This window comes from Acidobacteriota bacterium (assembly GCA_016196035.1).
Taxonomy (GTDB): Bacteria; Acidobacteriota; Blastocatellia; order RBC074; family RBC074; genus JACPYM01.
The window spans coordinates 176463-188359 of sequence record JACPYM010000099.1; the positions used below are offsets into that span (position 1 = coordinate 176463).

Annotated in this window: 11 protein-coding genes; 5 read left to right on the plus strand and 6 right to left on the minus strand. The window is 57.6% G+C overall.

Features of this window, described 5'->3' with window-relative positions:
- Positions 1 to 114: 114 nt before the first annotated feature.
- The 3 genes from HY011_28685 to HY011_28695 all read left to right on the plus strand — a co-directional run bounded on the left by HY011_28685 (position 115) and on the right by HY011_28695 (position 2204).
- Positions 115 to 570 (plus strand): hypothetical protein, encoded by a 456-nt coding sequence (locus HY011_28685; protein ID MBI3426924.1) that lies wholly within the window; start codon positions 115 to 117, stop codon positions 568 to 570.
- Positions 567 to 980, plus strand: coding sequence for a helix-turn-helix domain-containing protein (locus tag HY011_28690; protein MBI3426925.1), 414 nt, complete (start codon positions 567 to 569; stop codon positions 978 to 980). Before HY011_28685 ends, HY011_28690 begins: the two co-directional genes overlap by 4 nt.
- A gap of 156 nt (positions 981 to 1136) precedes the next feature.
- A complete protein-coding gene (locus HY011_28695; GenBank protein MBI3426926.1) occupies positions 1137 to 2204 on the plus strand; it encodes a PD40 domain-containing protein in 1068 nt (355 codons plus the stop codon).
- A 354-nt stretch (positions 2205 to 2558) separates the two neighbouring features.
- Here HY011_28695 and HY011_28700 read toward each other — a convergent pair whose 3' ends face one another.
- The 3 genes from HY011_28700 to HY011_28710 all read right to left on the minus strand — a co-directional run bounded on the left by HY011_28700 (position 2559) and on the right by HY011_28710 (position 6583).
- Positions 2559 to 2807 (minus strand): hypothetical protein, encoded by a 249-nt coding sequence (locus HY011_28700; GenBank protein ID MBI3426927.1) that lies wholly within the window; start codon positions 2805 to 2807, stop codon positions 2559 to 2561.
- Positions 2808 to 2823: 16 nt separating this feature from the next.
- On the minus strand, positions 2824 to 5907 hold the full coding sequence (locus HY011_28705) for a protein kinase (protein ID MBI3426928.1): 3084 nt from the start codon (positions 5905 to 5907) through the stop codon (positions 2824 to 2826).
- A 115-nt stretch (positions 5908 to 6022) separates the two neighbouring features.
- Complete coding sequence (locus tag HY011_28710) at positions 6023 to 6583, minus strand: sigma-70 family RNA polymerase sigma factor (protein ID MBI3426929.1); 561 nt, start codon at positions 6581 to 6583, stop codon at positions 6023 to 6025.
- Positions 6584 to 6801: 218 nt separating this feature from the next.
- Between HY011_28710 and HY011_28715 the strand changes: the two genes are divergently transcribed.
- Positions 6802 to 7140, plus strand: coding sequence for a hypothetical protein (locus HY011_28715; GenBank protein MBI3426930.1), 339 nt, complete (start codon positions 6802 to 6804; stop codon positions 7138 to 7140).
- Between the two features lie 284 nt (positions 7141 to 7424).
- Positions 7425 to 8834 (plus strand): cytochrome c, encoded by a 1410-nt coding sequence (locus HY011_28720; GenBank protein MBI3426931.1) that lies wholly within the window; start codon positions 7425 to 7427, stop codon positions 8832 to 8834.
- Positions 8835 to 8890: 56 nt separating this feature from the next.
- Here HY011_28720 and HY011_28725 read toward each other — a convergent pair whose 3' ends face one another.
- The 3 genes from HY011_28725 to eno all read right to left on the minus strand — a co-directional run bounded on the left by HY011_28725 (position 8891) and on the right by eno (position 11786).
- On the minus strand, positions 8891 to 9187 hold the full coding sequence (locus tag HY011_28725) for a hypothetical protein (GenBank protein MBI3426932.1): 297 nt from the start codon (positions 9185 to 9187) through the stop codon (positions 8891 to 8893).
- A 323-nt stretch (positions 9188 to 9510) separates the two neighbouring features.
- A complete protein-coding gene (locus HY011_28730; GenBank protein ID MBI3426933.1) occupies positions 9511 to 10170 on the minus strand; it encodes a YceH family protein in 660 nt (219 codons plus the stop codon).
- Positions 10171 to 10454: 284 nt separating this feature from the next.
- Entirely contained in the window at positions 10455 to 11786 is a 1332-nt protein-coding gene (eno, locus tag HY011_28735) for a phosphopyruvate hydratase (protein ID MBI3426934.1), read from the minus strand.
- Between the last annotated feature and the right edge of the window lie 111 nt (positions 11787 to 11897).

Below are 11897 nucleotides of genomic sequence, written 5' to 3' on the forward strand. Positions count from 1 at the left end.
GTAGATGGCTGAGTAATCTGGTGTCTCTAACTATAAAACAAAGGAGGTAATGAGAGATGCGTAACGATCAAAATGTTAACCAACAACTGTTTTTAGATTCATAGGAGGTACAAATTGATTCCAAAGTTTAACGGAAGCGGTAATCTACCAAAAGGCATTCATTGGACAAACTGGAAGGAATTTGAAGAAAGATTCGGAACGAACCCACATCGCAAGCGACTCTTGAAAGGGCTCAAACAAGCGGCGGCTAATTTGCGCGCCGCTGGCTGTGAGGCGCTTTACGTTGATGGCAGCTTTGTCACGAGCAAAGAGCGCCCGAACGATTTCGATGCCTGTTGGAGCGGGTTTGACGTGGATGGGGATTTGCTTGATCCCGTCTTGTTGGACTTCAGCAATGGGCGCGCGGCGCAAAAGGCCAAATTCGGCGGCGAGCTTTTCCCTGCCGAATGGTTGGAAGGCAATAGCGGAAAATCTTTTCTGGAATTCTTTCAAGACGACCGGAAAACAGACAAGCAGAAAGGCATCGTCGGCATTCGGCTCGGACGCGCTTCGCCGGGGAAACGAACATGATTCGGAATCAGAGACAATACAAAATCACCAAAGCGCACGCCGCGAGGTTTGCGCAAGAACTCGCCGAGTTTGATGAACGCCCGGAAGCACATCCGCGTGTTCATCATCGGGTAATCAAAGCGATGAAAGACGCGCTCGCTAGCCAACTGGAAACCCTCGAAGAAGAGTTGAAAGAGTATGAACGTTTGCGGCGCAGCAAACCCGCCAAGCTCAAACTTGAGCAACTCAATGAAGTGCCGCAGACGCTCATTCGTGCGCGCATTTCATCCGGCCTATCGCAACGTGAGCTGGCCGCGCGGCTGGGTTTGAAAGAACAACAGATTCAACGTTACGAAGCGACCAACTACGAAACCGCCAGCTTGCGGCGTGTGTTGGAAGTCGCTGCTGCGCTGACGGCCAAAGCCGCTTGAGATTGGCTAGCACGCGTCTCTTATCCAATCCTCACCACTTTCCCCCACGCAAACCAATCCGACTACCAAAGATACGCCGCAAACGGTAAAGTTAGTTTGCCGATGCAAGCGCGCGTCCGGCGCAACGACCCCAAATCAATCTAGTGAGGAATCGCAATGAAAATTTTCTGCCTGGTTTTGCTGGCGCTCTGTGCCGTGCCCGCCTACTTTTCCATGGCGTCGCAACCCGCCCCCACGCCGCCGCAAGCGGTCAAATCACTCGTCTTCCCCGGCGAAAAGCATCTTGCCAACGTCAAGCAATTGACCTTTGATGGCGAAAACGCCGAGGCGTATTTTGCGCGCGACGGCAAACGCTTGACCTTTCAACGCGCGGTCAAAGGTGATGGCTGCGATCAAATCTTTTCGATCAACATTGATGGCACCGGCCTGAAGATGCTCTCAAATGGGCAAGGTAAAACGACGTGTTCGTATTTCACGCCCGACAACAAATCCATCATCTACGCCTCGACCTACAAGGCTGATCCCGTGTGCCCGCCCAAACCCGATATGTCCAAGGGCTACGTCTGGGCCTTGTATCCGGGCTTCGACATCATCAAGGCCAATGCGGACGGCTCCAATCCGCGCGTGCTCGCGCCCGCGCCGCGTTACGACGCTGAAGCCACGATTCGCGGCGATGGCAAGATCGTCTTCACTTCGTTGCGCAGCGGCGATCTGGAAGTCTGGACGATGGACAAGAACGGCAAGGGCCTGAAGCAACTGACCAACACGCTCGGTTATGACGGCGGCCCGTTCTGGAGTTGGGATGGCAAGTTGATCGTCTATCGCGCGCATCATCCTGAAACCGACAAGCAGAAGGCCGATTACCTGGCCTTGCTCAAAGAAGATATGATCCGCCCGACAACGCTTGATCTGTGGCTGATGGACGAGAACGGCAACAACAAACGGCAGGTGACCAACCTCAACAAAGCTTCGTTTGCGCCGTTCATCTTCCCGAACAACAAACGCATCATTTTCTCGACCAACGTCAATGACCCGCGCGGACGCGATTTCGATCTGTACGCGGTGGATATGGACGGGAAAAATCTGGAACGCATCACGACGAACGACACCTTTGACGGCTTCCCGATGTTCTCGCCCGACGGCAAGAAGCTGGTCTTTTGCTCGAATCGCAATGCGGCGAAGCAGGGCGACACGAATGTGTTTATCGCGGATTGGGTGGAATAGCCTTTAACCAAGGCAGATCGCATTTAGCCAGAACGCGGCGACCAGCAGTGTGCCGGTCGCCGCGTTCTGTTTTTGCCTGATGGCGTTGCGGCAATGACAACGTAAGCCTGTTTTAGAGCGGTTTGTAATGAAGTCTATGGGGTGACCCGTCAGGCGTACCGTGCGGGTGAGACGCTTTGTCAAAGCGCCCCACCCGGTTCCCCCTGCCCCGAATTGAAAAGCGCACGTCATGAATGCCGCCGATAACGGCACACCATTAGCTGGCGTTTGCCTGAATAAAAAGCGCGCGGCCTAAAGCTTTTCAACTTCCGCCGCGCGCCTTACCGGCAAGCAATAACTATTCACTCGACCAACTTATTGCGCGGGCGACGAGTGCCTTGAGCGAGTGGCAAGATCAGTGCAGCACTCATCTCCACAAGGGTAAGCTGGCGGTTCGCAGTCGGCACCCATAAACAGGTTGCCTAATTCGATAATCTGCCTCCGCAAGAGGGCCTCAAGTTTCGCTGAATCAACCCGCGCTTCTCTTCGTTCAATTAACCCAAGTTGCTTGCCATAAATTTCTTTCAGCTTGGCTAAGCTGGCGTTATCCAAATCAACGACCATAACGGTATCTCCTTTTTTAGTTAAAGTTCTCGATCATCCAGATCGAGGTTGCGTTGGATTGCTTGATGAAACCGAACTGGTTTTGTTGCGGCGCCCAGGTCAGGCCGGCGATGAACACGGCGGGATCGGCGCTTTGCCGGAGCCTTTTGTGTTTGCCGGTGGCGCGTGAATACAACCACACCTCATCGAGACCGTTCGTTTCGTTAGTGTGTGCGACGTAAAGAATTTGACTGGCATCGGGCGCCAGCGCATTGCGACTGAAATAAGCCTGCGGCAATCGCGTCAGCACTTGCGCCGGCGCGCCCGCCAACGCCAACCGCAAGATCGTTATTTCGGCTGGCGCACTGGTCAGCTTCTGTTCGGTGAAGCCCACCAAAAATTCACTACCGCTGGCCGACCAACCCAACAAGCGTACATTGCCGTCGGCCTGATAAAGCATCCGCCCTGGCCCGCTGAAGGCGGCGAGCCAAACCTGACATTGGCGCTGCCCGCCGGTTTCGCGTTGCCTTAAATAGGCGACTTGATCGCCTGCCGGTGAAAAGATGGGGCTATGCAATTGCCAGGTGGCATCCCGGTTATCGGTAAGTTGTTGCGGCTGGCCGCCCGCCGCCGGGATTGCCCAAAGGTTGACCGCGCTATTCCCGACACGTCCGGCATAAACCAGCTTCGTCTCGTCAGGCGACCAACTCACCCGGTTGGGTTGTGACCAGCTAAAGGGCAGTTCGCCGTAACTGCCGACGGACACTTGGCTGGCGACCAATTCACGCGCATCCGCGCCATCGTTGCGCACCGTCCACAGGCCAAAGGATTTCCCATTGAAGCGCAAGAACGCCAACCGCGCGCCTAGCGGCGACCAGAGCAGCGCCAAACCGTTTTCCGCCAGCCGCGTAAGGCGGCCCGCCGGGCTGGTCTGTTTTGTGTACAGCGACGAACTAAACAAATTGACGCCATTCTCGAGGCGCTGATAAGCGAGGGCCTGGCCGTCAGGCGCAAAACAGGGGAAGAGGCTGGGATAAATTTCCTTGAGGAACTCAGTTTCAGCGCCAGTGTTGAGATCGTGCAAATAGATGCCTGCGGCCTGTGTCTCAGCAACGTAAAAGATGCGTTGGCCGTCGGGCGAAACGTCCCACGGGCGCAGGTTTTCGTGCGAAGCGGTCAATTGCACAGGCTGGCGGCCATCCAACCAGGCCAGACAGATTTGGGCGATACCATTGCGCGTCGAACTGTAAACCAGCCGTTCGCCATCGGGCAGCCAAAGCGGGGATTGATTTTCTTCGCCTTCGCGTGTGACTTGAATAGCAACCCCACCAGCCAGAGGTTGCACCCAAATCTGTTTTACGCCCTGCACGCTCTCGGCATACGCCAGGTGTTGTTCATCGGCTGAGAGCGCAAATAAATCTTTGTCAGAAGTCGCGGCATCAAAATCAGTCAGCCGCTTTTCCACGCCGCTTTGAATGTCCAGCGCATAGAAGTTGTGTCGGATTTCGTAAAAGAGGCGCCGCCCGTCGCGCGACCAACTCTCTAAAAAGCGCGGCGTGTCATCCAATCTTTTGAGGAGCCTGCCTTGTCCGCCCAGCGAAGGGATCAACCAGATTTCGCTGCGCCCGTCGCGCAATGAGAGATAAGCCAATTCCCGCCCGTTGGGCGACCAAAGCGGGCTGCTGTCGGGCCAAGCATCGTTGGTGACGTTGAGCAGATTCCCCTGCGGCAGTTGTTTGATAAAGATGTCGCTCTGTCCGTGTTCGAGGCGCGAATAAGCGAAGGTGTGCCCATCCGGCGCGACATCCACAATCAGCGAATTGTAGGCCGCGCCTGCTTGCCAACTATCCACCAACGTGAATTTCAGATGCGACAAGAGCGTGCCCTCAAAACGCTGCCGCGGTTGTTCGAAGAAATACCAGCCCCACAAACCAGCCAGTGATAGCGCAACCATGACCACGATCAACCACGGCTTGTCTCCAACGCGGCGCGCTGGCGCAGCTTGCACTTCGGCGGTTGAGGCCAACGGCAAGGCGCGTGCGGCGTGGCTTGCCGAAGCCAACTCCACCGCCATGGTTTTGAGTGCCTCAGCAAATTCCACGACCGACGCATAGCGCGCGTCAGCCTCTTTCGCCAACGCCCGGTGCAGGATCGTTTCCAGCGCGGCGGGCGTGGCTGGCGCGGTTTCAAGCAACGGGGGCGGCGCGGCGATCAGGATTTCAACCAACAGGTCGCCGCGCGTGGCGCCCTGAAACGGTGCGCGTCCGGCCAGCATTTCGTAAAGCACGACGCCCAGGCTGAAGACATCTGTGCGCGCATCCACGCGCAAGCCGCGCGCCTGTTCGGGCGACATGTAACGCGCTGTCCCCAGCACCGCGCCCGATTCGGTCAGGCTGTGCGCTGCCTCTGAATCGGTGTTTTGAGGCTGTGACTCGGCGATTTTGGCCAAGCCGAAATCGAGCACCTTCACATAACCGTCACGGCGGATCATGACGTTTTCGGGTTTGATGTCGCGGTGAATGATGCCCGCCGCGTGCGCCGCCGTCAGCGCGGCGGCGATTTGCAAGCTGAGTTCCAACGCGGCGGGCGCGGGCAATGCGCCTTGCGTGCGCATGCGTTGGCGCAAGGTTTCGCCTTCGACGTATTCGGTCGCCATGAAAAACGCGCCGTCCGCTTGGCCTAGATCAAAGAGCGTGACGATGTTCGGATGATTGAGCGAGAGCACGGCGCGCGCTTCCTGTTCAAAGCGGCGCACGCGGGCGGCATCAGTGGTGAACTGCGTGGGCAACAATTTGAGCGCGGCGCGGCGGCCAAGCTGGGTATCTTCCGCGAGAAAGACTTCGCCCATGCCGCCCGCGCCCAATAGCGATTGAATTTGATACCGTCCGAGTGTGCGCCCAATCAATGGGTGTGCGAGCGCAGCCCAATCCGCCGTCAGCGCCGGCACGAACTCGCCCAGCAGATCGGCCTGCGAGTGCGCCGCGAGGAGCGATTCGACTTCAATTTGCCAAGCGGGGTTGGACGCGCAGGCTTTCGCTAGATAAGCCGTCCGCGCCTCCGATGGCAGCGCGAGCGCGGCGTGAAAGAGTTCCTCGATTGGCGTCCAGTCTTTGACGTGCATCGCTTTCGTTCCCTGGCAATGAGAGGAGAGATTGCGGAACAGACGGATGTGGTAACCGCTTTCGTTTTCCGTCTGTTCCGTTAGTTCCGTCTGTTCCGTAATCTCAAAAAGCTGCTCACCTACCTAATTCGCGTTGCAGCCAGGCCTTGGCGAATTGCCAGTCGCGCATCACCGTGACGGGGGCGACCTGCAAGACTTCCGCCGTCTCTTCGACGCTGAGGCCGGCAAAGAAGCGCAAGACCGCCACACGACTCTTGCGTTCGTCGAAACCCGCCAGCGCTTGCAACGCATCATCGAGCGCGATCAATTCAGCCGCGCGTTCATTGGCGACGACCAAGGCTTCATCCAGTACGACCGGCCGCACACCGCCGCCGCGTTTGGCGTAATTCCGCGTGCGCGCGTAATCCACCAAAATGTTGCGCATCAGTTGCGCCGCCACGGCGAAAAAATGCGCGCGATCCTGCCAGCGCATGTCGCGTTCGTTGAGGAGTTTCAGATACACCTCATTGACCAGCGCCGTGGTTTGCAACGTATGCCCGTCGCGTTCGCGTTGCAGATGGCGATGCGCAAGCTGCCGCAATTCGTCATAAACCAAGGGCATCAATTGATCGAGGGCCGCGCGGTCACCGTTACCCCAAGCCGCCAGCAAGGCGGTGATCTGCTGTGCTGATTCCATGTTGTCGTGATGTAGCGAAAGTGGAACGAACCTGCTCAGAACAGCGCGGAATATAGATTCACCGCCCTAGCCGCGCAAGCCCTTTCCAGACCAAAAAAATAAAGTTGCCGCGTGATAGCTTTCGCGCGCGGTTATCGCATTTAGCTGCTGAGGGCCGTGGAACGAACCCTCTCAGAAAACTTTCGCATCACGTCAATCACGAACCAAAGGAGCAACTTATGAAGGAAATGAAGATTAGCCCCAAGACCAAACAACTCAATGATCATCTGCTGAACTTGTATGAGGCAGGCAAAGTATTCGATAAAAACGGACGGCTGCTGGACGACGCTGAACTCAGCCAAACTGTCGCAGCCATTGCGCAGTCTTTTGGGCAAGACATCAAGACGCACACCGGAATAAAGGGCCTCGTACACATTGAAGGTTACGTCTTACATAACCTGGCTGTCCTGGTGCGCAGCTGCTCAGGCTGCACCTGTCACTATGGAGTTCACGATTATGCGACAGGAGCATCTTATTATTTGGGATCGAGGCGAATCAGCGGATGTTATGAAGCATGAGTTGGGAGCAAAAAGGCCCCGGTGGTGACGGCATAGCTTGCGCCACCGGCCAGCCTCTTTCCGAGCTTCACTAACACATCAATCATCAGGAGCTTCGCTGGATCGGTTTGCAGTTGAGTGTATGGAGATGATTTCTGGGACGGTACCGCGCGCGTCAGCAAGCGGCGCTTCCAACCTTGCCCCAGCGGCTTAACCTGACGCACCGCTTGCTGACGCGCGCGGTACCGTCCCGTTGCGCGGTTTTCCCGTACTCCGTAGTGAAAACCGATTTAGAAAGGAAAATCATGATGAAACGTATTGCATTCGTCCTGGCCATTAGCCTTTGCGCCGTCGCGTGGTTGTACCAATTCCGCGCGACGGCGCAGCCCAAACCCGCCGTCACCTTCAACAAACACATCGCGCCCATCTTTTTCAAACGCTGCGCCGAATGTCATCGCCCCGGCGAAGCGGCGCCCTTCTCGGTGCTCAGTTACAAAGACGTGCGCCCGTGGGCGAAATCCATCAAAGAGAAAGTTGTCAGCCGCGCGATGCCGCCCTGGCACGCCGCTGCGCACGCCGGCGAATGGGCGAACGATCCGCGTTTGTCGCAAGCTGAGATTGAGCAAATCACCGCTTGGGTGGAGGGCGGCACACGCGAAGGCGCCGAGACCGACTTGCCGCCCCTGCCGCAATTCACCGCAGGCTGGCGCATCGGCCAACCCGACCTGGTCATTCCAATGCCTGAAACTTTCAAGCTGGAAGCCAAGGGGCCGGACGAATATCAGTATTTCGAGGTTGATCCCGGCTTCAAGCAGGACACCTTTGTGCAACAGGCCGAAGCGCGCCCCGGCAATCGGCGCATCGTCCATCACATCATCGTCTTCATTAAGCCGCCGACCGGCGACGCGGCTGAACCCAAGCCGAGCCAGGCGGAAATAGACAGGCAAGAGCAGGCGAAAATCTCTTACCAGGACGGCTTTCTTGTCCGCACCAAAGCCGGCGCACCGGTTCACGATGATGCTTGTTCATTGCCGAATGGCGGGGCCGGGGTGCAACGCGATGGCAAGGACGATGCGGGCGAAATCGTGTGGCTCGCGGCCTATGCGCCCGGCACGCCGCCTTACCGTTTGCCGGTGGGCACGGCCATCAAAGTGCCCGCTGGGTCAAAGCTGCTGTTTCAAATCCATTACTCAAAAGCGCTGGGCAGCGAACAAACTGACCGCTCATCCATCGGACTGGTTTTCGCCAAGCAGCCATCTGCCAAACAGCCGCCGGACAAAGAATTGCTGGTACGCGCCGTTCACAACGAATACTTCCGCATTCCGGCAGGCGCGGCCGAACATCGCGTGACGGCGTGTTGGACGGTACCCGCAGGCATCAGCGTCTTCAGCCTCATGCCGCACATGCATATGCGCGGCAAGTCGCAACGCATCGAAGCCTTTTACCCCGATGGCCGCCGCGTCGTGTTGCTCGACGTGCCGCGCTGGGATTTCGCCTGGCAGACAAATTACGAACCGCGCCGCGCGCTGACGCTGCCCAAAGGGACGCGCGTGCTGGTGACTTCGACCTTCGATAATTCCGTGCGCAACAAATTCAACCCCGACCCCACCGGCGATGTGCGCTGGGGCGAACCGACCTACGACGAAATGCTGATCGCGTTTATCAGCTATACCAATCTTCATCAGGCCGACAGCCGCAAGGCTGGCAATCGCTGACACGACGGCACTCACACCCACCAAGGAGCATCATTATGAAACGGTGTCTTTTCAGCTTACGCGGCCCAGGCACCGAGCGCTTTGCGGGCTTGCACAAGCTGGCCCAGGTGATAGGCATTGTGATCCGCGACCAGCAGGATTTCGCGCAGGTACGTGTGGCCTGGCCCGTGCGGTAGCTCCGCCGTCAAATCCACCTGCGGATCCAGCGCCAATTGGATGACGGCTTCGAGATCGGCCAAGAACCCGGCGACTGACGCCGCCCACATTTCTGCGGTCAGAGACTCAGTCGCGGGCGGCCAATAGCCGACGGGAAAAGGCGGTGAAACCCACGCGGGGTCGAGCGTGTAGCGCAAGATGTCCTCTTGCGCTAGTACTCCATCAAGCTGAAAATGAGGGATGTAGGGCGGGATTTAATCCCGCCCTACATCCCGGATGCGCTCTCAGCATCCATCACTTACAGCTTGATGGAGTACTAGGCGCAGATGTTCAAGCTCTTCCCAAACCGAGTGCCCGCCCGTCGCCGGCCGCACGTGGCGCAAGGCTGGCGGTAGCTTTGCCAGCGCTTGCTCTGCCGTAACGTGCGCGTGCCCGCCCCGCAGCACTTCAACCAAATTTTGACGTAGGATTGAATCGTCCATCTTCCCTCGCGCGGTTCAACCGCACTCGCGGCGCGGCATCATTCAAACTGCTTGCGAAACGCGGCGAACTGCTCCTTCAACTCATTCAACTCTTGCCGCAACGTGGCGACTTCAGCTTCCAGCCGCGCCGTGCGTTCATTGTCGGCGCGCACGTGCACGACGGCGGGTTCGGGTTTGAGCGTCACGGCGATCTCTTCGATATTGACCGGGCCGCTGAGTTGATGCGCGTAGCGCGCTTCTTTCATCCCAGCCACGCGCGGCAAGCGCACCACCAGGGCGTCGTCGCGCACAGCGAGGTTTTGCAGCGTCTCTTCGACCTGCGACAGGCTGTCGAAATTCATCAAGTGCGGCGTGCGCGAACGCAATTCGCCGGGCGTTTGCGGGCCGCGCAACATCAAGACGATCAGCACGGCGGTTTCCTGCGGGTTCAGATCGTAGACCTTGGAAAACAGGTGGCCGTATTTCGGCACGCGCGCGTCGGAACCGTGAAAGACATAGGTCAGGTTCTTTTCGCGCAAACTATCGAGCGCGCGCACGACGGTCGCTTCATCAAAGCTGGTGACGGGGTCGCGGTGATTTTTCTGATTGCAGGCATTGGTCAGCGCGTTGAGCGTCATTGGGTAATAGTCGGGCGTCGCGATTTGTTTTTCGACCAATGCGCCCAGCACGCGTAGTTCGTATTCGTTGAGTATCGGCACGGTATGAACTCCTTATGAGGTGAAACGGGCGGGATTGTACTTTATGGGCGATGAGGCGCAAACCCGGCTCAAGGTTGCGGTGGGCGGCGGGCGCATCAGCGCATGGAGTTCAGGCTGATGGCTTTTGAAAATAGGTTTAACAAAACGTACTGCCAAGGGTAAGGCAGGTTAATAACCTGCCTTACCGACTTCTGTTAAATCAATTTTTCAAAAGCCATCAGCCTGAACTCCATGCTCTTTTGCTTGAGGTTGAAAAGAAGCGGCAGCCTTTGAACAGGCCGCGCTTACCGCCGCGCCGCGCGCACTGTCACCGGAAAGTTCAATTCAGCCAACTCCAGTTGATAAAACGACGCGAAACCGTTGAAGCGCGCCGCCGCGCCGAGTTCCTCTTCGATGCGCAACAACTGGTTGTACTTGGCGATGCGGTCGGTGCGCGAGGCCGAGCCGGTCTTGATCTGGCCCGCGTTCGTCGCCACGGCGAGGTCGGCGATGAAGGGGTCTTCGGTTTCGCCCGAACGGTGCGAGATGATCGCGGTGTAATTGTTCGTGCGCGCCAGTTCAATCGTGTCGAGCGTTTCGGTCAGCGTGCCGATTTGGTTGACCTTGATCAAAATCGAATTGGCAACAATCTCTTCGATGCCGCGTTCGAGATAAACCACGTTGGTGACGAAGAGATCGTCGCCGACCAGTTGCACGGTGTCGCCGATTTCGCCGGTCAGCGCGGCCCAGCCCGTCCAGTCGTGTTCGGACAAGCCGTCTTCAATCGAAATGACCGGATATTGCTTCGTCCAGTTGATCCAGTATTCGACCATTTCTTCGGAGGTCAGCACACGCTTGTCCGACTTTTTGAAAACGTAGCTGCCCTCGCTGTAAAACTCCGACGCCGCCGGATCGAGCGCAATGGCGATTTCTTCGCCCGCTTTGTAACCGGCCTGGGTGATCGCTTCGAGGATGGATTCGATGGCCTCTTCATTCGATTTCAGGCTGGGCGCAAAGCCGCCTTCGTCACCGACCGCTGTCGAATAGCCTTTCTTCTTCAGCACGCCTTTCAACGTGTGGAAGACCTCGGTGCCCCAGCGCAAGGCTTCGGCGAATGAGGGCGCACCGGCAGGCACGATCATGAATTCCTGAAAGTCTACGTTGTTGTCGGCATGCGCGCCGCCGTTGATGATGTTCATCAGCGGGACGGGCAAGGTGCGCGCGTTGGTGCCGCCCAAATAGCGATAGAGCGGAATTTCCAATTCGGTCGCCGCCGCGCGCGCCGCCGCCAGCGAAACCGACAGGATGGCATTGGCGCCCAGCCGCGATTTGTTCGGCGTGTCATCCAGGTCAATCATCGTCTGATCAATCAGGACTTGATCAAATGCGTCCTGTCCGATCAACGCATTGGCGATGGTCTTGTTGACGTGTTCGACGGCCAGCCGCACGCCTTTGCCCAGGTAGCGGGTTTTGTCGGCGTCGCGCAATTCGACGGCTTCGTTCTCGCCTGTCGAAGCGCCCGACGGCACGGCGGCACGGCCCAGCGCGCCGCTTTCCAGCATGACTTCGGCCTCCACAGTCGGATTGCCGCGCGAATCCAGAATCTCACGGGCGATCACACTTTCAATGATACTCATTTCAGGGTCTCTCCTTTAGTGGTTAGTGGTCAGTGGTCAGTGGTCAGTGGTCAGAAATCGCTCGCTGGCTCGTCGCCTTGCGAGAAACCACTGACCACTGACCACTGACCA

What these genes read in the sequence shown, in the direction of transcription:
- HY011_28690 (MBI3426925.1), top strand. Translation starts at nt 567, where the DNA reads ATGATTCGGAATCAGAGACAATACAAAATCACCAAAGCGCACGCCGCG.
- HY011_28695 (MBI3426926.1), top strand. Translation starts at nt 1,137, where the DNA reads ATGAAAATTTTCTGCCTGGTTTTGCTGGCGCTCTGTGCCGTGCCCGCC.
- HY011_28700 (MBI3426927.1), bottom strand. Translation starts at nt 2,807, where the DNA reads ATGGTCGTTGATTTGGATAACGCCAGCTTAGCCAAGCTGAAAGAAATT.
- HY011_28705 (MBI3426928.1), bottom strand. Translation starts at nt 5,907, where the DNA reads ATGCACGTCAAAGACTGGACGCCAATCGAGGAACTCTTTCACGCCGCG.
- HY011_28710 (MBI3426929.1), bottom strand. Translation starts at nt 6,583, where the DNA reads ATGGAATCAGCACAGCAGATCACCGCCTTGCTGGCGGCTTGGGGTAAC.
- HY011_28715 (MBI3426930.1), top strand. Translation starts at nt 6,802, where the DNA reads ATGAAGGAAATGAAGATTAGCCCCAAGACCAAACAACTCAATGATCAT.
- HY011_28720 (MBI3426931.1), top strand. Translation starts at nt 7,425, where the DNA reads ATGATGAAACGTATTGCATTCGTCCTGGCCATTAGCCTTTGCGCCGTC.
- eno (MBI3426934.1), bottom strand. Translation starts at nt 11,786, where the DNA reads ATGAGTATCATTGAAAGTGTGATCGCCCGTGAGATTCTGGATTCGCGC.